The organism is Thalassomonas sp. RHCl1 (genome assembly GCF_947387555.1).
Lineage (GTDB): Bacteria > Pseudomonadota > Gammaproteobacteria > Enterobacterales > Alteromonadaceae > Thalassomonas.
Window position 1 is genome coordinate 829,718 of the sequence record NZ_CANDNZ010000001.1, and the last position, 19,753, is coordinate 849,470.

A 19,753-nucleotide genomic window follows, 5' to 3' on the forward strand; every position below is an offset into this window, starting at 1 on the left:
AGGTTAATGGCTAATGCCTGGACAAACGCTATCACCCGGAGGGTAGGAAGGCCGGGCATAGCATTTGTTAAAAATTTTTGTACAGAAACAGGTGCAGAAAAAACGTTAACGGGCGAGGGGCGATTAAAGCGCATGGCCCATGACCTCTGCGGTGTCTAACATGCGGTTGGCGAATCCCCATTCGTTATCGCACCAGATTAATAATTTTACCAGGCGCTTATGGCTGACCCGGGTTTGATTGCCGTCGACGATACAGGAATGGGGGTCGTGATTAAAATCAATCGAAACCAGCGGCTCTTCGGTATAACCTAAAATCCCCGCCAGGCCGTTGGTTTGGGCATATTGGATGGCGTTGTTGATATCGGCTATGGTGACATCACTATTGAGGGTTAAGCTTAAATCCATTGCGGTAACATTTAAGGTCGGCACCCGTACCGCTATCGCCTCAAAACGTCCGGAAAACTGGGGTAAAATCCGCTCTATGCCGACCGCCAGCTTGGTATCCACCGGGATAATGGACTGGCTTGCCGCCCGGGTACGGCGCAGGTCGCTGTGGTAGGCATCTATCACCTGCTGATCATGCATGGAAGAATGTATGGTGGTAATGGTGCCGCTTTCCACGCCAAAGGCGTCTTCGATGACCTTGATCACCGGGACCACACAGTTGGTGGTGCAGGAGCCGTTGGAAACCACTTTATGTGGTGCGCCGAGCTGCTGGTGGTTGATGCCGTAAATGATAGTAGCATCGATGTCCTGGGCACCGGGATGTGAAAACAGCACCTTCTTTGCCCCCTGGTTAATATGTTGCTGTCCGTCGGCCTGGGAGCCGTATTTACCGGTGCAATCAAGTACGATATCGACATTGTGAGCTTGCCAGTCAAGCTGGTCGAGGGCGTCGATATGCGTGAGTTTGACTTCATCCCCGGCGATGTTCAGTCCCTGCGGGGTTTGTTCCACGGCAAAGGAAAACCTGCCATGGGTGGAGTCATATTTTAATAAATGGGCGATGCCTTCCGGCGTGGCTAATTCATTGATGGCGACCAGGTTGAATTCCTGATTGCGGCCATTTTCATAGAGTGCTCTAACAATGCTGCGGCCGATGCGGCCAAAACCATTGATGGCAATATTTATGGGCATAATTCATCGCTAGTAGAAACTAAAGTGAAGGGGGAGCAGCAACAAGTGTGCTGCTCCCTGTTTTGGGTGATTAACCCAGGTTGTTTACTGTGTTAACAACATTGTCTGCGGTAAAGCCGAAATGTTCGAACAAGGCATTGCCCGGCGCCGACTCACCAAAGGTGGTCATGCCAACAACGGCACCTTGGAAACCGACATATTTATACCAGAAATCGGTATGGGCGGCTTCGATGGCAACACGCTTAGTGACGCTTGACGGTAATATAGACTCTTTATAATCGCTGCTTTGCTGGTCGAAAACATTGGTGGACGGCATGGAAACCACGCGTACCTGTTTGCCGTCAGCGCTCAGTTTTTCTGCTGCGGCCATCGCCAGGGCAACTTCTGAGCCGGTGGCAATCAAGATCACTTCTGGGGTAGCTTCACTGTCTTTTAAGATATAACCACCTTTGGCAATATCGCTTACCTGGCTATCAGAGCGATCTTGTGCCGGCAGGCCCTGACGGCTAAATACCAGTGATGTCGGGCCATCGCGGCGCTCAACCGCAGCTTTCCAGGCAACGGCAGATTCGGTGGCATCACAAGGGCGCCAGGTCACCATGTTAGGCGTGGTTCTTAAGTTGGTTAACTGCTCGATCGGCTGATGGGTCGGGCCGTCTTCACCCTGACCGATACTGTCATGGGTATAAACAAAGACATTCTGGATCCCCATTAGCGCCGACATACGTACGGCATTACGGGCGTATTCCATAAACATCATGAAAGTGGCGCCATAGTTGATGAAACCGCCGTGCAGGGAGACACCGTTCATGATGCCGCTCATACCAAACTCTCGTACACCGTAGTAGATGTAGTTACCGGCAGGGTCGGTTTCTATGCCTTTTGAGCCGGACCATAAAGTCAGGTTAGAGCCGGCTAAATCAGCGGAGCCGCCCAGTAATTCAGGTAACAGGCTACCGAAGGCTTCGATGGCATTTTGCGAGGCTTTACGTGAAGCGATGTTTTCGCCTTTTGCCTGGCACTCGGCGATAAAGGCATTAGCCTTTTCTTCAAAATCAGCAGGTAAGTTGCCGTCAATCACCCGGCGCTGGTATTCGGCGGCGAGTTCCGGGTGGGCATTTTGGTAAGCGGCAAATTTTTCGTTCCAGCTTACCTGGCTCGCCTGGCCTTTTTCTTTTTGATCCCACTTGGCATAAACATCGGCCGGTATCTCAAACGGGGCATGTGGCCAGTTTAAAAATTCACGGGCAGCGGCAATTTCTTCTTCGCCTAAAGGTGCGCCGTGACAGTCATGGCTACCGGACTTATTAGGAGAGCCGAAACCGATAATGGTTTTACAACAGATCATGGTCGGCTTGTCGGTAACCGATTTCGCTTCTTCAATGGCCTTGGCAACGGCTTCTGAGTCGTGGCCGTCAACATCGCTGATCACATGCCAGCCGTAGGCGGTGAAACGTGCCGGGGTATCATCGCTGAACCAGCCTTCAACATGGCCGTCGATGGAAATACCGTTGTCATCCCAAAAAGCAATCAGTTTACCCAGGCCTAAGGTACCGGCTAATGAACAGGCTTCATGGGAAATACCTTCCATCAAACAACCGTCGCCTAAGAAACAGTAAGTGAAGTGATCAACGATATCGTGACCTTCACGGTTAAATTGTGCCGCCAGGGTTTTTTCGGCAATGGCCATACCTACGGCATTAGAGATACCTGCGCCTAACGGGCCGGTAGTGGTTTCTACACCCGGCGTGTAACCGTATTCCGGGTGGCCCGGGGTTTTAGAATGCAACTGACGGAAGTTCTGCAGTTCTTCAATCGGCAGATCATAACCGGATAAATGCAACAGGGAGTAAATCAGCATAGAGCCGTGACCGTTGGACAGGATGAAACGGTCGCGGTCGGCCCAGTTGGGATCGGCCGGGTTATGCTTTAAAAAGTCACGCCATAATACTTCGGCGATATCCGCCATACCCATAGGGGCTCCAGGGTGACCTGATTTCGCTTTTTGCACGGCATCCATGCTTAGGGCTCTGATTGCATTGGCCAACTCTTGACGCGACGACATAGGGACTCCAAATCTGAAATGTTAATAAGAAAAAAATTGCCCGTATTTTCTCTTAGTGTCCGCCTTAGCGCAAATGTTATTACGTTATTTATTATATTTTTTCCCGTCACATTGTAACTTATTAATAACTAGGTACTTTATCTGGCGTTTTCTCTTGTATAGACAAGCTTTTCCACTGAGATAGTGGTGAAAAATTACCGTTTTAACGGTATTATTGCCGTGATAGATATCTGTGCTTTTTAACTTATTCACCAAGATTTGATGGGGTAACCCTTATATGTCGATTGCATTGCTGGTCACAGACAGGGATTTAACTGTATTGGCACAAGGGCTTAAACAGGCCTTGCCGGGAGTAAACATTCAATGCTGGCCGGATATCTCGCAACCGGAAGAGGTTGAATTTGCCGTTGCCTGGCAGCAGCCCAAAAATTGTTGGGCCAAGCTGCCTGGACTTAAGGTGATCAGCTCATTGGGGGCCGGCTGTGATGCGTTGTTCTCGGATCCCGATTTGCCAAGCAATGTTCAGATCACCCGTATCGTAGATCCCGGCTTATCCGGGCAGATGGCGGAATATGTGCTTGCAAGCATCTTGATGCTTAAGTGTCGTTTTGTTGCCTATTTCAAACAGCAGCAACAAGCCAACTGGCAGGTTTTGCCTAAAGAGAATAGACGGCAAAAAGTCACCATACTAGGGGTCGGCAGCATAGGGGAGGTGGTTGCCAAGCGCTTGATGGACAATGGCTTTGAAGTTAGCGGCTGGCGCCGGTCACAGAAGGCACATCCGGATTACCGGGTATATTATGGTCAGGACCAACTGGAGCAGGCGGTTGCTGATGCCGATTATGTGGTGAGTATTTTACCCAACACCCCCGCCACCCAAGGATTAATCGACAAAGGCTTTTTCGAGAAGTTAAAATCAGGCTGCTTTTTGATAAATGTCGGACGGGGTCAAGCGGTGAACGATAGTGACTTAATTGATGCCTTGGATAAACAGGTGATTGCCGGGGCGGTATTGGACGTTTTCAACCATGAGCCCTTACCTGAAGATCATGCCTTTTGGCGGCATGAATCTGTGATATTAACCCCGCATATTTCAGCAATTACCGATCAGCAAGAAGTGATCGCACAAATTGCCGGCAACTATAAAAAATTTCAGCAGGGACAGTTATTGGATAACCTGGTGGATATTGATAAGGGTTATTAGTTGTTAGCATGATTTTGTTAGCAGTTAACTAGCATCTTTGACATGAAACTGTAAGAAAAGGGTAAACAAAGATTGTAATCAGTACCCGGATAGGTTAAGTTTTGAGCTGTTGTAGCTCATGCTAAAAAATAGAATAACCTGACTTTACAGGAATATAAAATGAATAAGCCATCCTCAAGGGGATTTAAGCTGACAACAGTAATATTTGCAGTGTTAATATTAGCCTTGTCAGCCGTATTGAGTAATACCTCAATCGCTGATGACATCAATAGCAAAGTAGAAACATTAAAATAGTATTTATTTGTTATCAAGATAACTTCAAAGCCCCGTTCCGGGGCTTTTTTATACATGGAAGTATTTATCCTGCGATTACAGGATGTGATAAAGCAGGATTTATACATGGAAGTATTTCAGCCTCCCGGCATAAGCTGAGCTTTTATATTACAGCATATAAGCCTACGTTTTTTCTAAAAAAACTTCCAATATATTCATATCTCCCGGCAAAAGATTTACTGCGGACACTGAACTCTGAACAAGTGTCCGCCTGAGTGTTCGCGGACACCGGCGGACAGCTTGAAGTGTCCGATCGGACACAGTTGTTAGAGCGCCTTTAAATAAAGTTAAGTAAAAACAATTGATTACGTTTTTTGAAAACTTGGCATCCCAACTGCAACCTTAAGGGACAAGTGTTATTTCTTTATCAAGGTTCAAGAGTTTAATTATGATAGCGGGTACCCAAAGTCAGGATGAAGTTATTCAAAGTTCTAAAAAAAATTGGTCATTCAAGCCGTTGTTGCTGTTGGCTCTGGCGATATTGCTAGCCTATCTGGCGATGCCGACTTTAAGCCAGTGGTATTCCTCTATTCCCGATGTCGACGCTCATGATTTAGTGATTGCGCCTGTGCTGCGTGGTGAACTTGTTCGCGAAGCCTCGGTTTCGGGTAAGGCGGTGGCCGCCAATGCCCCACGCTTATTCAGCAGTGAAGCGGGCAAAATTACCTTGCTGGCCAAACCGGGGGAAGCGGTGGAACTCGGTCAGTTGGTGGCGCGCCTGAGTAGCCCGGAACTTGATGCCGAGATCAAACAGCAGGAGTCGACCTTAGAGCAGCTTAATATCAATGCCAGCCGGGGGCTGTTAGAAGATAAAGAAGCGCAGCTTGAGCTGGAAAGCCAGATGAATGCTGCCTTGTCGAGCCTGAATGTTGCCAGGCGTGAACAGCAGCGGGCAGAGATTTCTTTTGGCAAACAAATCATCAGTGAAGTGGACTGGATGAAAAGCCAGGATACCTTAACCGATGCAGAGCGCTTTTATCAGCATGCGAAAAAACGGGTCGAACTGGCGCGGGAGCGGTTAACCTTTGAAACCCGCCATCGGGAGTTTTTAGTGAAAAAACAGCAGTTGATCTTGGATGAACTACTACGCAGACACCAGGCTTTAGCGATCACCGCCCCCGTTACCGGGGTGGTGGGCAACTGGCTGGTGGCGCAAAAAAATGCCATTGTCGCCAATACCGAGATCATGACCATAGTGGATTTGTCCGAGTATGAAGCCGAGCTGAGTGTACCAGAATTTTATGCCGATGATTTAGGGCTGGGGTTGACTGTGATGATGAAGATTGCCGGCGTTGATGTCGGTGGTGAGATCATTGCTATTTCGCCGGAAATCAAAGATAACTTGGTGAAAGTCAGGGCGAGTATAAAAGCGGGAACAGCTATTGCCTTAAGGCAAAATCAGCGTATCAATGCCCGTATTGAGTTTGAAAAGAAAACGAATGTGCTGATGGTGAAACGTGGCGCTTTCATCGGGGCTTTAGGCGGTAAGTTTGCCTATAAGGTCGGTGAAGATAACCAGGGCAGGAAAACTGCCATTAACACAGGGATCAGCAGTTTGGATTATATTGAGTTGACCTCAGGACTAAAGGAAGGGGAGCTGGTGATTATTTCAGATTATCAGGATTTTAGCGCATCGGAGCAAATCAATATCAGCTATTAACCGGGCTATTGCCATAGAAAAATAAAGCAGAGAAAAAAATTAATTTATAAGAGGGCACAGTGATGCTTAACATGAACAATATTTCACGTATTTACCGCACCGATACTATTCAGACCCATGCCTTGCGGGATTTTTCCCTGGCGGTCGCACCGGGGGAGTTTGTCGCGGTTACTGGCCCTTCCGGCTCTGGTAAGTCGACTTTTCTAAATGTGGCCGGTTTGCTGGATAACTTTGATCAGGGGGAGTACCAACTCGACGGTGTCAGTGTCAAGGGGCTAAAGGATGATGAGCTGTCCCGGTTAAGAAATGAAAAAATCGGTTTTATTTTTCAAAATTATAACCTGATCCCCGACTACAGTATTTTTGACAATGTCGATATGCCCTTGCGCTACAGGGGGTTTAACGGCGCCGAGCGCAAACGCCGGGTTGAGCAGGCGCTGGAAAAGGTCGGCCTGGCCTCACGGCTGAATTATTTACCCAGCCAGCTATCCGGCGGCCAGCAGCAGCGGGTGGCCATTGCCCGGGCGCTGGCGGGGGAGCCGAAAATATTACTGGCGGATGAACCGACAGGTAACCTGGACTCTTTAATGGCGCGCCAGGTAATGGAGTTGTTGCATAAACTCAATGAGGAAGGTACCACCATTATCATGGTCACCCATGACCCGGATCAGGCACGGGAAGTAAAACGTAATGTCCAGGTGATTGACGGCCAGATCTCCGATTTCAGTATCTATGCGCCGCTGCAACCCCAAAGCTCTGCCGGTGAAAAGCAGGAGTTGAGCCATGCTTAGTTATTACCTGAAATTAGCCCTGATCAGCTTTAAGCGGGCGCCGTCTTTATATTTTTTGGTGATCCTGACCTTATCCATCGGGGTCGGCCTGTTATCTGCCAACCTGGCCCTGGTTAATTCCATGGGCAGTGATCCCATTCCGGATAAGAGCGACCGTGTCTTTCATGTCAGCATGAATACCTGGCCCGATGATCAACCCGGTGCTGAGCCCATGCATATATTACGTTATCGCGATGCCAGGAAAATCACCGAGTCCGGCATACCCGAGCATAGTGCGGTTTTTTATGCTTCCGGCGTCTATGCCAGAGACGCCGAGTCAAAAAGTTTAACCCGTTATGATTCAGCGGTCAGGGCAACGACCCCGGGATTTTTCCCGCTGACTCAGGCGCCATTTGCTTACGGCAGTGCCTTTAAGCGCAGCTCGGGTATGGAGGTGGTGATTGGCGATGACTTAAACCAGAAAATATTTGCCGGAGCCAACAGTGTCGGTAAAACCTTAGAGCTTAATGGCGAGTTATTGACCATTGTCGGGGTATTAAAACCCTGGTTATTAAGGCCGCTGTTTTATCATGCCACCGAAGGACGGGCTTTTAACGCTACCGATGATATTTATGTACCCCTGGAAACCTCGATAGATCTGGGGTGGCCGATCCATGCCCGTAGTTCAACCACAGAGGAGAATGGCAGTGTCGGCAACAGCCGGGATAAAAATGTTTATTATCTGCAAGCCTGGGTAGAGTTGCCGGTAAAGAATAACCTGCAGGCGTTTCAGGATTATCTGGATCATTACAGTCAGACCCTCAAAGACGCCGGTGAACACCCTTTAGCTATTCGTAATGAAATAGATGATGTTAATAGCTGGCTGTTAAAGCTAAAGGTGGTCGATCAGAAAGTGTTGGCCTTTACCTTAGCGTCAGTCTTGTTTTTATGTGTTTGTGTCTTCAACGCCAGTAGTTTGCTGTTATCCCGTTTTCATGCGGGCAAATTTGAAGTGGGGCTGCGCCGGGCTGTCGGTGCCAGCAACAGGCATATGCTGATGCAGGGATTGATGGAAAGTGTCCTGGTGGGCTTGATTGCCGGTGTGCTTGCCCTGGCCTTAAGTTGGCTGTTTTTAAAATTCTCCGCCAAGTTTTTACCCGATTTGTCGAATATTGCCGTACTGGAGCCAAAAATTCTGCTGTCCGGTGTGTTGCTGGCTTTAGTAACGGCAATAGCCAGTGCCTTGTATCCCTTATACCGGGCAAGCCGCTATACCATCAGTGCCGAACTTAAATAATAAATAAGGAAATCCCATGAATTTAAAAGCCTTAGTTAAATCCTTATTGCTGCGAAAATTCACTACAGGACTCTTGATATTGCAGCTGGCCATTACCCTGGCCTTAGTGGTCAACAGCGTGATACTGGCGCTGGATACCCGGGAAAATTTATCCCGGGATACCGGCATGGATAACGAGAATATTTTGCTCGTTTCCCTGCATCCGACCTCCGGCAATTACCGGGATTTTGACTATTACCGCTCCGTGGTTGCCGAGGATCTCAGCCAGCTTGCCCGTTTGCCCGGGGTCAAGTCTGTTTCGGCGATGAATCAGCTGCCGATCAGGCCCAGGGGGGCCCAGAGAAATGTCCATGATCTGGACAACCCTGAGCAGGAAAGAACCGATACCTACTTGCAGGACGTGAAGGTGTTTTTTGGCAATGAAAACCTGGCGGACGCCCTGGGCTTGTCTTTGCTTGAAGGGCGTTACCTGAACCAGAGTGATCAGCGGGACTTTGGCAGCGATGAAAGGCCCAATATTGTGATCAGCCAGTCTCTCAAGCAAAGTCTTTACGGGGATAACTCGGCAATAGGGCAGGAAACTAACCGGGGACGTATTGTCGGGGTAATAAGGGATATTACTTTCAATCCTACCCTGCCCGAGGATAAACAGTATGCGGTATTTGATAGCACCCTGATGGAGTATGTTTATGTTGCCCGCTACTACGTTTTATCGGTTGAACCGGGACAAATGTCCAGCGTGCGTAATCAGGTCAGCGATACTATCCTGGCGGTACAGCCGGAGCGGGATATTTTCAGGGTTTTTACCATGGCGGAGCATTTAAAACGCTTCTACCGGGATGACCAGGGACTGGCGGATTTATTTTTATTATTATGCGGCTTAATGCTGTTGGTGACGGCGATTAGCAGTTATGCTTATGCGCAATTTCATATTTCACGACAAAAGAAATATATTGGTATTCGCCGGGCGCTGGGGGCGCGTAAAAGAGATATCTTGCGCTATGTGCTAACGGAAAACGCCCTGATCTGTGGTTTGGGCTGTTTACTGGGTATAGTGACGGTGATTGGTTTTAATATCTTGCTCAGTCAGTATATCGATTTGAGTAAACCAGAGCCTTTGCTGTTCTTGCTGGCCAGTGGCATTATCTTTGTTGCCGGTCTTGTGGCGACCTGGTTACCCGCGGTCAGTACCAGTAATATTCCTCCGGTTATTGCTACCAGAACGGTGTGATGCCAAACAAGATAAAGGATACAGATGATTAAGGTTTTAGTGGTTGATGACAACCCGGATATTATTGCGGCGCTTGACTTATTGCTGGGTTTGCATGGCTATCAGGTGTTGACCGCTGCCACTAAAAAACAGGCGTTAATGATAGCTTGCCACCAGGTCATTGATTTGGTGATCCAGGATATGAACTTTGAGCAGGGGCTGACCTCAGGCAGTGAAGGCCAGTGTCTGTTTCATGAGCTCAGGGCAATGAAACCGGAGCTTCCCGTTATCCTGATCACCGCCTGGACCCAGCTTGAAACCGCCATTGAACTGGTTAAGGCGGGGGCGGCGGATTATCTGCAAAAGCCCTGGAATGATACCAAGTTACTGGAGCTGGTTGAGCGTTACTCAAGTGAAGGACGGGATAAGCTCAATGCCAGGGAGTATGAAACAAGTCCGGGCGGAAATGCCAGGGCACAGCCGCAGTTTATCTATCAAAGCCCGGTCATGCTGGCGTTAATGGCGGATGCTGAAAAAGTGGCTTCGTCTCAGGTGAATGTGCTGATCACCGGTGCCAACGGTTCGGGTAAGGAAAAGCTGGCGGATCATCTGCACCAACATTCGCCCCGTAAAAGTGCGCCGCTGATCAAGGTGAATATGGGCGCTATCCCCCAGGAGTTGATGGAAGCTGAGTTATTCGGCGCCGAAAAAGGTGCCTACACCGGCGCCAACCAGGCAAGAAAGGGGCGTTTTGAAGCCGCCGACGGCGGCACCTTATTTTTGGATGAAATAGGAAACCTGTCGTTAAGCGGACAAATGAAACTGCTGCGGGTACTGCAAACCGGTGAATTTGAACGCCTTGGCTCCAATGACACCCTTAAGGTGGATGTGCGGGTGTTAAGTGCCACCAACAGCGATTTGCCGCAGGCGATAAAGCAGGGGGAATTCAGGGAAGATCTCTATTACCGCCTGAATGTCATTGAACTGCACCTGCCCGAGTTAAAAGCACGTAAAGCCGATATTCTGCCGCTGGCGCAGTACTTTATCGGCAGTGACTATCAGCTCAGTGATGATGCCAAACAATATCTGCTATCCTGCCCCTGGCCCGGCAACGTCCGTGAACTGGAAAATGCCTGTAAACGGGCCCAGGTCTTTGCGCAGGATGCCTGTATCAAGGCGGGGGATTTTAAAGGTGTTTCTACGGGAAATAGCGCCGGCAATGAAAAGCAGCAGATTGAGCAGGTGCTGGTCAAACATGGCGGTATTATTAAACATGCGGCAACTGAATTAGGCCTGAGCCGACAGGCCTTGTATCGGCGTTTAGAGAAGTACCGGATAGATCCCGGTGCGCTGGGTTAACGCACAAGTCTGGGAATTTTATGTTAACTTTTAAGCTTGCTCTTCTTAACCTGCTGTTTATATTGTCTTTTATTCTTGTTCTTCCCGGCGCTCCCGCTTTGTTTGCCCTGAGCAGTTTGTTGCTGCTCTTCCTGGCTTTGATATTATTGCGCCGAGGCCACCAGAGGCAAGCGCTGGTGCTGCAGACCCTGGAAGATGGTTTGCGCAATCTCCAGGACGGGGATTTTGCCATCAGCTTGGCGGACAAACCTTTTGAAAAAGAACAACGGCATCTGGCAGTGATCCGGCTTTTTAATCAGGTTGCGGATAAATTGCGCGCGGAAAAACAAGCCTTGTACCAGCGGGAGTTGCTGCTGGATAAAGTCGTCAATGCCTCCGATGTTGTTACTGTCTTGGTAAACCACAGGGACAAGATCATTTTTGCCAATCAGGCGGCCCGGCTTTTTCTGGAAAATTCAGGTGTTAACCGCGCCTCTTTATTGGGGCAGGAATGGACGGCGTTAATTAAACAGCACAAACCCGGGTTACTGGCTTATATCGGAGAAAATGCTGCCGGGGTAAGTACTGGTAGGGAAAGTTCGCGCGAAGAAAGCTTAACGGCAGATCATCTTGCCGATAACCCTGAAAGGCAAGACTTTCATTCTCAAAGTATGGGGTCTCAAGACATGGGCTCTCAAGAATCGCCTTATCAAGCACAGGCGGGGCAGAGCAGCGCCATTGTCCAGTTAAAAGAAGATGAAAGTACAGGGATGGAGCAAAGCTGGCATTTCTCCCGCCATCAGTTAAAACTTCACGGCAGCCGGCATCAGCTGATGTTACTTAAGCCTATGACCCGGGAGTTAAACCGCCAGGAATTGCAGACCTGGAAAAAAGTGATCCGGGTGATCAACCATGAACTCAACAATTCCATTGCCCCTATCAGCTCTATGTGCCATAGCGGCAAAGTGTTGGCGCAGAGAATCAATGAACCCAGGTTAAACCAGGTTTTTAGCACTATCTCCGGGCGGATAAACAAGTTGTCGGAATTTATCCAGAATTACAGCCAGTTGGCGCGGTTATCTTCTCCGAAAAAGCAGTCATTTGATCTCCTGGCTATGCTGGGGCAGCTGCAATCCCTGTATCCTTTTACCGTCAATTGCCGGGATAAGGAGCTTTTTATCAAGGGGGATATCAGCCAGCTGGAGCAGCTGGTGATCAATTTATTGAAGAATGCCCGGGAGGCCGCAGGAGAGATTCCGAGTCAGGTGACTTTAACCTCCGGGATGCAAGGGATAACCCTGGTGATCCGGGATTTCGGCCCCGGGATGAAGCCAGAAGTGATGCAGCAGGCTTTTCTACCTTATTATTCAACCAAGGCTGATGGCAGCGGCATAGGTTTGAGTATTTGCCGGGAGATCATCGATGCTCACCAGGGACAAATCAGTTTAAGTAACCCTTCGGGAGGCGGATTAGCCGTTTTGATCTCTTTGCCCCGGGGAGTATAAGCCGGCCATTGTTTATGTCAGTTTACCCCCGGGACAAATTAAACGAACAGCATCACTGAATGATTTTGATCCAGTCCCCTGGCTCCGGCTCTCCCCTGGGATAAAGGCCATTGATCAGCCTCAGCTGTTGCGGAGCATAGGCGCCGATTTTCAATTGCTTGGCGAGTTGCTCTATGTTGGTATTTTCATTGGCTTTGACATAATGCAGTGTTTTCGACTTCTGCTTGCGGGCACTGCTTTTTTGCGGTTTGAAACTGTGGATGCTTTTTAAAAACAGCTCGTCATAATTGACATCGGCTTTGGCTGCGAGCACAGAGCCGGTGAGCATATAGGCGCGGCGACCCTGGTAGAGTACGGCGACCCTTTGCTGATAATCACCCTTTTCGTTAACAATAATGCCGGTATGGCCGATCAGGCCGTTTTGGGCAAAATCTTCCGAGCGCTGCAGCATTTGGGTTTTCATCATGCCGCGCAGGTAATCCCCGGGAGAAATGCCTTTTTTGTTCAGGGCAACCGTTAGTTTTAATTCCGCTGATTTATCTTCCGGCTGGCCGACAATGGCCTGACGGGTATTTTCAACTTGCCATTTCTCCGGAAACTGTAGTGAAAACCCTAATTTATCATGGGTGTACAGACCGGGAATTTTCGGCTGTGCTTTGAGTTTGGCATCATAGTTGACGCCGTAAACCAGGCCTTCGGTATGTTTGCGGTATTCGCTTTTATTGTGGGTACTGTCCTGGTTTTCGGGAAACTCTCCGGCTTTGGCGATCACCTCTTTAAGGCGGATGTCATTACGCGGGTGGCTGGCGAAAACGCCGTGATAGCTTCTGGCTTTTTTGCCTTCTTCTTTTGCCCGGTAGCGGGAGAATTTTTCCTGGTCTTTCAATACCCCTATGGTTTCTACCATGGCCAGGGGATCATATCCGCTGTTAAACAAGTATTCGGCGCCAAAACCGTCTGCTTCGAGCTCCATTTCCCGGCCATAACCCTGGACGGCGGCGGTACTCCAGAGGTTAGTGACATCGCCTATAACTGTGCTGCCGGTGGTAAAGACCGAGAAGATAGATAAGATGCCGGCGCCTTTGCGGGCGGTATCCTGGCGCACGACATGCCTGGCGGTGACATGGCCGACCTCATGGGCCAATACCGCCGCCAGCTGGGCTTCTGAGTCAAGGTAGGCAAGCAGGCCGCGGTTGATATAGATATAACCGCCGGGCAGGGCAAAGGCATTGATATCCGGGGCATCGATGACGGTGAAATGATATTTGATATCCGGCCTGTGGCTGTTTTTCGCCACTTTCTGGCCGATCCGGTCGATATAGGCGGCCAGGGCATCATCGTGATAGACAGGGACGGACTTGAGCAGTTTTTCATGCATTTCCTTGCCCATGGCGATTTCTGCCTCTTCAGACATCAGCACCAGATCCGGGGTACCTGTAGCCGGGTTGATCGAACAGGAGGCTAAGGCCAGTAGCAGCAGGGGAATGGATAAAAGTCGGTAGTTCATTGTAAACTCCTGTTCATATTAACGGGTTTTTATCGCTACTTAGATATTAATCTCAGTAATGTCTTTACTATTTTTTTATCACTCATTTGCCTGGTTTTGCGAACTGCTGAAAAAACTTTGCAACTGGTTGGCCATGGCGCTGCAGGCCTGACTTTGCACTTGTGCCAGCAAGGGGATGGGAATCACGATGGCCGGCATATAAGAGGTGCCGTCGGCAACACTGCTGACTTTGCCCACCAGTTTTTTGGTGCGGTAATCCCAGACGGAGGCTTCATATTCGGCTTTTTCATCCCAGGTGCCAAAACCGAAACAGCTGACCCCGGCGGGTGAAAGGCCGCAGCTGATGCTGCCGCCGCCCCGGGTTTTTTCGGTGACGCCGTCGATCCAGACAATGTAGTGAACATTATATTCATCGATGATTTGTGCGATATCATCAAAGGACAGCAGCCTTTGTAAATCCCAGACATGAACCGGGGCGGTGCGGGCTTCAAACCAGGGATAAAGGCGGTCGACAAACTCCTGCTCCGGAATGACATTCATGGGGTTATTACCCTTGAGCAGGGTCTTGCCGATGCAGGAAATCAGTTCCGGTTCGGTTTCATAATCATTACCGCTGCGCCTGCCGATAACCACGATGGACTCACCGTCTTTCAGTTCGCTCGGCACGTGTTTTACCTGGTCTATGGTGACCGAAGTACAGGCACTGAGTGCCAGGGTTAACAACAGATATAAAGTACTTGTTTGTTTAAACAGGTTTTTCATTTCACTTCACCTTTGTTACCTAAGTTAGACCCCTAGATGAATAAAATTACTTATTATTATTGCAGCTGGCCGTGTTTATTGAGCCAGCTGTTGATTTCCGGGATATGGCTGAACTTTAGCGATAAACCGGCACCGACATCCCGAAGGGCAATGATCATCGCCTCATTTAAGGCATTTTCTTCTGATTTCATAAAAGCGGTGGGGGTTTTGCCGTAGGCGGTCAATATCCAGTCGGCGATAAGCAGCCCCTGGCCGTCATAGACTTTCATATTGTATTTGATCCACACTTCGAACATATTGACCTTGGTTTCCCTGGGCATATTGTATTGAAACTCTTCAACATAGGGTTCAAAGAACAAGTCTATATCGGCATTTTCCTGCGGGCCGATGTTTGATACCTGCACCACATTTTCAAACATGGCCGGCAGCACGGTATCGAATAAAGCCACCTGGGCATTGCCGATGTTAATTTCCCATTTACTGCGTTTTTCACTTTTTTCCACATAGCGGTAGCGGCGAAAATCATCCTGGTAGTGGACGGCAACTTGCAGGGGCAGTTGGTGGATCACCGGACGGGGAAAGTCTCCTTCTACCTGCAAGGTGCTGGTACAACTGAGACAGCCGAGTAATAAAAGCGTTGAGGCCAGTTTCAATAATTGCTTGATGTGCTGTTTAATCGTTGCCATAAGTTTATCCGTCCATTAAGGCCTGAAGTCATTGAGGCCAACAAAAGTGCCGCCGTTTCTGTAGCTGAGCTCTCTCATCAAGGTAGCGAAGCGTATGCCGGTTTTTTGCAGGTATTTTGGGCGCATAAACTGCACCGGAAAGCCAACGGCATGGATACGCACCAGGCGTTCGTTATTGGCGCTGACTTTGTTGATGCGCTCTATGGTTGACAGGACATTTTCTATCGAGCGTCCCGAAAACTCGTCTCCCATGACATAAAGGCTGATTTTTTTGTCCTGGGCAAAAAAGGTGCGGATAGCTTTTTGTATGCCTTCGACCGGGCTGGAGTTGCTAAAGGGGTTCCAGCTTCTTAGCCGTTTGATAATCGCCCTGCGCCTGGCTTTGGTATCCGGGATCCATTTGCGGCGATAATTGTTAAACATATAGTTGCCCATATCGTTCATGATCTGTATGCCTTTGACTTCTGGATAAATATTCAAGGTGGCAATGATCTCTTCCTGCATTCTTTCCCAGGCGTAGTTATACATGCTGCCGGAGGTATCTATGATAAAGATTAAGTATTCGCTATCGACCGGGATCCCGCCAATTAAATCGTTTTTACTTTTATAGTCCTGGCCGAGTAAGCGCTCCATTTCTTCGGAGAGGCTTTGCAGCGCCAGTGCCAATTTGCCTTTTTCCTGACTGCTGAAGGAGGCGGCACGTGACACCTGGGCATGTTGGGCTTCTATGGTGGCCAAGCGGGTGCGCAATATCGCCAGGCGTTTTTTTTCGCTGTCGATTTGCTCGTGTTTTGCCGTCAGGTCCCGGTTATAAATGGTGGTTTCCCCGCGTATGGTAAACAGGGTCTCCTGCAGTTCTTTTAGTTGGGCGTCGAGGTTGATACTCGATTCTTCCAAGACAATCGGTGCCATGGTTTTGGTGATCATCAAGAGTAAAATGATGGCACCGAAACCGCAGCAAATTACGTCCAGGAAGGCGATGGAGAACTCTTCGGAGCCGCGACGTTTTCTGCTCATATCACCTCCTAGGGCCAGTCTTTGGACGGACTCATAAACGAGCCGAGTGAATGCTGGGCCAGCTTCCAGAAAGCCGATGCCGCCATGGGATCGCCTTCCATCGGCCATAATAAGATATTGACCGGGATGCCCTCGGGTAAGGTTTCGACCGCCAGGTTAAACAGCTCTTCTCTTTCCTGGCCGGAGACGGTATGTCCCTTAGGTGCCTTGAGTCCCTGGGTGGGCAAGCCGTCGGTGAGCAAGACGATATTGTCGGGCAGGGGGTCGAGAAAGCTGACGGCCCGAAAGGCGTTTTCAAGGCTGGTGCCGCCACCCGGCACCAGCTCATGCAGGGCGGTAATCCCGGTATTTAATTTTTCTTCGTCGGCGATAGCAAGCCATTGATGTGTGGTGTCAGCCAATAAGGCCCGGGTTTGGGTATTAAAGACATAAAGTTGGTACTGGCTGCTCAGGGGAAATTTTGCCACCAGCCATTCCACCGCCCGTATTGCCCTTTGCCATTTTTTTGATTGTTTTTTACTTTCATCGGACATGTTTTTGCGCCGTATGATATTGACGATATGGTTGTCAAGCATGCTGGCGGAGACATCGAGCAGGATTAAGGTTCTGGCACCGCCGAGCTTTAAGCCGGTAAGGTATTGCCGCTCTCCCTGGCCGATAAAGCGCCTGGCATCATTGCCCTGGGCCTGCTCGTCTTCGAGTTTTTTCTTCTCCAGCATCAGGGTTCTTAGCTGTTCTTTCATCTTGATGATCTGCTGGTCGTCGCTTTCCTGATCCAGTACGGCAATTTTATTGGCGATGGCATCGATTTCATCATTGATGCGCCGGGCAAGGCCGCTGGCTTCCACCAGCTCCTGGTCCAGCAGGGAAAGGGTATTTTTAATTTTCACCAACTGGGCTTGTCCTTCGGTGACTTCTTCATCCAACAGGTTAACTTCGGCCTGCAACTCAAGGTTTTGCTCTTCCACCTGGGTATTGACATCGTGTTTGATAATTAAAAACACCAGCACCACCGCGCCGAAGCCGCAAGACATAATGTCGAGAAAAGACAGGCTGAAGGTGGAAAATTTTCTTTTGCCGGCCATAGCTAATGCAACGCCTCTTCGACTTTAAGCAATAAAAACATCGCTTGCTCCCGGCCGACACTGATAGTGTCTCCCCTGTAAAGCAGCTGGTTGTCCCGGGCGGGTTTGCCATTAATCCGGACCTGAGGTGAGTTTTCTCCGCCTGACCGGCTTATGAGGCTCAGTTGCCAGCCTTTGCCTGTTCGAATTAATTTTGCTGCATCACCCTTCCCGGGATTAAGCGAGAGGGCATTGCTATCGGCAGTGCTCAGGTAAAGTGGTTTATCCGTTAACGGATAGGCGTGCCCCTTATATGCCAGGTGAGAGCACGCCAGGTGAGAGCGGTTAGCGTCCGGGGCTAAATCAGAAGGCCGGCTTTTACTGTGTAAGCCGTCAGTATCTGCTTTGTTTACGTTAAGATTAACCGGCAAGCGTGTGATCAGGGCTATTTGTTTATTTTTCGTCAGGTTATTGAGGTGGCATTCGATATTTGTTTCCAGCTTGCTTTCATCAAGCAATAACATGGCTTCAAGGGCTGTCTCGGTTGTCAATACTGCCTTTAACCTTGGGGTAATATAGACAGTGGGATACTCACTGGCGGAAGCCAGAACCGGGGCAAAAAAATGGTTTATTTGTTCCCGGATTTCCCGGGCAGAAACTTTAAGGGTTTTATCGCTGATATTTAGCTGGTAGCTGGCCTGCTCGCAGGGGATGATGTCGTTAAAATAGTTATAAACGGTTTGCTCGGCCCTGGCGGTGGCAAAGATGTCGTAGCGGCATTCGATGATAAATTTTTTATTGAGCCAGGCAGCCAGGTGTTTATAAAGGTCGTGAAGTCCCTTGTGGGGGATCACATGCGTATTCACCAGGGAGAGGTGTTGATCGGCGTATAGTTCATTCAGGTTGCAGTGATGCAAACCCAGATCTAACAACGCCAGCTTGCCTGCCTGCTGGTGATGGGCAAGCTTGATAACGGCTTCATTGATAACGGCAATAATTTTTAATTGGCATGAGCCAGCAATGCCCAGCAATAAAGACAGTTGCTGCTGACTGTAGTTGGCGGGCACCATCAAGATGGTATCCTGGATGTTGCTGCATTGCTCTGTCAGGGCTTTAAGCTGTAAATAGGCGAGGTCGGCAAAATGCCTGACCTGGGCATTTGGGGTAGCAATTTCTTCATAACCCAGCTGTTGCCAGTAGCGGCAATAAAAGTTGGCAGGGGAGAGCTTGCCCCGGGTAAAAGCATCCTGGCCGAAGAGCAGTTGATCTTTTTCAATCAGGGCATAACCGCTTTGGCTTAGGGATTTTTCCCCCTGGCGGAGCGTCAGCTGGTGATCATTAATTTCTATCAGGGTTAAAGGCATCTAATCCACCTTGTTGATATCGGTTTTCAGGTGGTTGAGCAGGTTACCGTCACAGTAGTCCTGGGTGTTTTGTACCAAACGCTCCTGCATAAGTTGTAACTGGTGGGTGAAAAACATAATAAAGATACTGATCACCAAAGCGATAAAGGTTGAGTTAAAGGCGACCCCCAAACTGTTGGTTACGCCGATAATATTGCCTTCCACTGCCTGGTGTGCCTGGCCAAGGGCTTCGCCTATCCCCCTTACGGTACCGATAAAACCTATTGAGGGGATTGCCCAGGAAATATAGCGGACCATGGCCAGCTCGCTGTCGAGGCGATCGGCTTCGGCCTCGCAAATATCTTTTATGGCGGTGGCGACGGCGGCGACATTGGCGGTGGCAGAAAAGCGTTTTAAGGCAACCAGTAAGGTACGCGGGGCCAGCATGCCTTGTTTTTCCGGCGATAATCCCTGCAGCGGCCTGCATAATGCCCGGGCATCTTCGGGTAATATACTTGCCCCTTCCTGCACGTCTAATATCGACTGAGCCAGCATATGTTTTTCCTGCAAGGCCAGTCTGGCCTTATAACCCATGATCATCATGGCCCATAACATTAAAATCAGACAGGTTTCCTGCTCATAGTCTTTTAAAACGACATATAAGGATCTCTGGTTGGTGACGCTCGCTCCGGCAAGTTGCTGCGCTTCTTGTTGTTTGATGATGGCTTCTGCTTCCGGTCGAACCAGGGTTACATAAACGGCATGTACAATAATTACCGAGAGCAGCAAGGCAAAAAGCTGGTATATAAATTCTGAGCCTAGATCACGTTTCATCTGCTTTCATCCTGGTGGTTA

Annotated in this window: 16 protein-coding genes; 7 read left to right on the forward strand and 9 right to left on the reverse strand. The window is 49.3% G+C overall.

Annotated elements, in window-relative coordinates; all coding sequences use genetic code 11:
- Positions 1-123: 123 nt before the first annotated feature.
- Together epd and tkt are read right to left on the reverse strand one after the other, a co-directional pair.
- The gene (gene epd / locus QL234_RS03735; protein WP_281556503.1) at positions 124-1,137 is read right to left on the reverse strand and encodes an erythrose-4-phosphate dehydrogenase; all 1,014 of its coding nucleotides are present in this window, start codon (positions 1,135-1,137) and stop codon (positions 124-126) included.
- A gap of 70 nt (positions 1,138-1,207) precedes the next feature.
- Entirely contained in the window at positions 1,208-3,202 is a 1,995-nt protein-coding gene (tkt, locus tag QL234_RS03740; protein WP_281556504.1) for a transketolase, read from the reverse strand.
- Positions 3,203-3,479: 277 nt separating this feature from the next.
- Between tkt and QL234_RS03745 the strand changes: the two genes are divergently transcribed.
- The 7 genes from QL234_RS03745 to QL234_RS03775 all read left to right on the forward strand — a co-directional run bounded on the left by QL234_RS03745 (position 3,480) and on the right by QL234_RS03775 (position 12,519).
- Positions 3,480-4,406 carry a glyoxylate/hydroxypyruvate reductase A gene (locus QL234_RS03745; protein WP_281556505.1) on the forward strand — a complete coding sequence of 309 codons (927 nt, stop codon included), beginning with the start codon at positions 3,480-3,482 and terminating at the stop codon, positions 4,404-4,406.
- A gap of 721 nt (positions 4,407-5,127) precedes the next feature.
- Positions 5,128-6,399 (forward strand): HlyD family efflux transporter periplasmic adaptor subunit, encoded by a 1,272-nt coding sequence (locus tag QL234_RS03750; RefSeq protein ID WP_281556506.1) that lies wholly within the window; start codon positions 5,128-5,130, stop codon positions 6,397-6,399.
- A 62-nt stretch (positions 6,400-6,461) separates the two neighbouring features.
- Entirely contained in the window at positions 6,462-7,190 is a 729-nt protein-coding gene (locus tag QL234_RS03755; protein ID WP_281556507.1) for an ABC transporter ATP-binding protein, read from the forward strand.
- Positions 7,183-8,466, forward strand: a complete 1,284-nt coding sequence (locus QL234_RS03760) for an ABC transporter permease (protein WP_281556508.1) — start codon at positions 7,183-7,185, stop codon at positions 8,464-8,466. Before QL234_RS03755 ends, QL234_RS03760 begins: the two co-directional genes overlap by 8 nt.
- A 16-nt stretch (positions 8,467-8,482) precedes the next feature.
- Positions 8,483-9,697: an FtsX-like permease family protein gene (locus QL234_RS03765; protein ID WP_281556509.1), complete on the forward strand. Its 1,215-nt coding sequence runs from the start codon at positions 8,483-8,485 to the stop codon at positions 9,695-9,697.
- Positions 9,698-9,721: 24 nt separating this feature from the next.
- A complete protein-coding gene (locus QL234_RS03770; RefSeq protein ID WP_281556510.1) occupies positions 9,722-11,035 on the forward strand; it encodes a sigma-54 dependent transcriptional regulator in 1,314 nt (437 codons plus the stop codon).
- 20 nt (positions 11,036-11,055) lie between these two features.
- Complete coding sequence (locus tag QL234_RS03775) at positions 11,056-12,519, forward strand: HAMP domain-containing sensor histidine kinase (protein ID WP_281556511.1); 1,464 nt, start codon at positions 11,056-11,058, stop codon at positions 12,517-12,519.
- 52 nt (positions 12,520-12,571) lie between these two features.
- On the opposite strand, the gene QL234_RS03780 is transcribed toward QL234_RS03775, so the two are convergent.
- The 7 genes from QL234_RS03780 to QL234_RS03810 form a co-directional block, all read right to left on the reverse strand.
- Positions 12,572-14,026, reverse strand: a complete 1,455-nt coding sequence (locus QL234_RS03780) for a M48 family metalloprotease (RefSeq protein ID WP_281556512.1) — start codon at positions 14,024-14,026, stop codon at positions 12,572-12,574.
- 78 nt (positions 14,027-14,104) lie between these two features.
- The gene (locus QL234_RS03785) at positions 14,105-14,788 is read right to left on the reverse strand and encodes a hypothetical protein (protein WP_281556513.1); all 684 of its coding nucleotides are present in this window, start codon (positions 14,786-14,788) and stop codon (positions 14,105-14,107) included.
- A 56-nt stretch (positions 14,789-14,844) separates the two neighbouring features.
- The gene (locus tag QL234_RS03790; protein ID WP_281556514.1) at positions 14,845-15,474 is read right to left on the reverse strand and encodes a hypothetical protein; all 630 of its coding nucleotides are present in this window, start codon (positions 15,472-15,474) and stop codon (positions 14,845-14,847) included.
- A gap of 15 nt (positions 15,475-15,489) precedes the next feature.
- Positions 15,490-16,491 carry a vWA domain-containing protein gene (locus QL234_RS03795; protein WP_281556515.1) on the reverse strand — a complete coding sequence of 334 codons (1,002 nt, stop codon included), beginning with the start codon at positions 16,489-16,491 and terminating at the stop codon, positions 15,490-15,492.
- Positions 16,492-16,499: 8 nt separating this feature from the next.
- Positions 16,500-17,576 (reverse strand): VWA domain-containing protein, encoded by a 1,077-nt coding sequence (locus tag QL234_RS03800; protein WP_281556516.1) that lies wholly within the window; start codon positions 17,574-17,576, stop codon positions 16,500-16,502.
- A 2-nt stretch (positions 17,577-17,578) separates the two neighbouring features.
- Positions 17,579-18,919 (reverse strand): hypothetical protein, encoded by a 1,341-nt coding sequence (locus tag QL234_RS03805; RefSeq protein WP_281556517.1) that lies wholly within the window; start codon positions 18,917-18,919, stop codon positions 17,579-17,581.
- Positions 18,920-19,732, reverse strand: a complete 813-nt coding sequence (locus tag QL234_RS03810) for a MotA/TolQ/ExbB proton channel family protein (RefSeq protein ID WP_281556518.1) — start codon at positions 19,730-19,732, stop codon at positions 18,920-18,922. It lies immediately after the preceding gene.
- Positions 19,733-19,753: the final 21 nt, after the last annotated feature.

What these genes read in the sequence shown, in the direction of transcription:
- QL234_RS03810 (WP_281556518.1), bottom strand. Translation starts at nt 19,732, where the DNA reads ATGAAACGTGATCTAGGCTCAGAATTTATATACCAGCTTTTTGCCTTG.
- tkt (WP_281556504.1), bottom strand. Translation starts at nt 3,202, where the DNA reads ATGTCGTCGCGTCAAGAGTTGGCCAATGCAATCAGAGCCCTAAGCATG.
- QL234_RS03775 (WP_281556511.1), top strand. Translation starts at nt 11,056, where the DNA reads ATGTTAACTTTTAAGCTTGCTCTTCTTAACCTGCTGTTTATATTGTCT.
- QL234_RS03745 (WP_281556505.1), top strand. Translation starts at nt 3,480, where the DNA reads ATGTCGATTGCATTGCTGGTCACAGACAGGGATTTAACTGTATTGGCA.
- QL234_RS03755 (WP_281556507.1), top strand. Translation starts at nt 6,462, where the DNA reads ATGCTTAACATGAACAATATTTCACGTATTTACCGCACCGATACTATT.
- QL234_RS03790 (WP_281556514.1), bottom strand. Translation starts at nt 15,474, where the DNA reads ATGGCAACGATTAAACAGCACATCAAGCAATTATTGAAACTGGCCTCA.
- QL234_RS03800 (WP_281556516.1), bottom strand. Translation starts at nt 17,576, where the DNA reads ATGGCCGGCAAAAGAAAATTTTCCACCTTCAGCCTGTCTTTTCTCGAC.
- QL234_RS03765 (WP_281556509.1), top strand. Translation starts at nt 8,483, where the DNA reads ATGAATTTAAAAGCCTTAGTTAAATCCTTATTGCTGCGAAAATTCACT.
- QL234_RS03780 (WP_281556512.1), bottom strand. Translation starts at nt 14,026, where the DNA reads ATGAACTACCGACTTTTATCCATTCCCCTGCTGCTACTGGCCTTAGCC.
- QL234_RS03760 (WP_281556508.1), top strand. Translation starts at nt 7,183, where the DNA reads ATGCTTAGTTATTACCTGAAATTAGCCCTGATCAGCTTTAAGCGGGCG.
- epd (WP_281556503.1), bottom strand. Translation starts at nt 1,137, where the DNA reads ATGCCCATAAATATTGCCATCAATGGTTTTGGCCGCATCGGCCGCAGC.
- QL234_RS03795 (WP_281556515.1), bottom strand. Translation starts at nt 16,491, where the DNA reads ATGAGCAGAAAACGTCGCGGCTCCGAAGAGTTCTCCATCGCCTTCCTG.
- QL234_RS03785 (WP_281556513.1), bottom strand. Translation starts at nt 14,788, where the DNA reads ATGAAAAACCTGTTTAAACAAACAAGTACTTTATATCTGTTGTTAACC.
- QL234_RS03770 (WP_281556510.1), top strand. Translation starts at nt 9,722, where the DNA reads ATGATTAAGGTTTTAGTGGTTGATGACAACCCGGATATTATTGCGGCG.
- QL234_RS03805 (WP_281556517.1), bottom strand. Translation starts at nt 18,919, where the DNA reads ATGCCTTTAACCCTGATAGAAATTAATGATCACCAGCTGACGCTCCGC.
- QL234_RS03750 (WP_281556506.1), top strand. Translation starts at nt 5,128, where the DNA reads ATGATAGCGGGTACCCAAAGTCAGGATGAAGTTATTCAAAGTTCTAAA.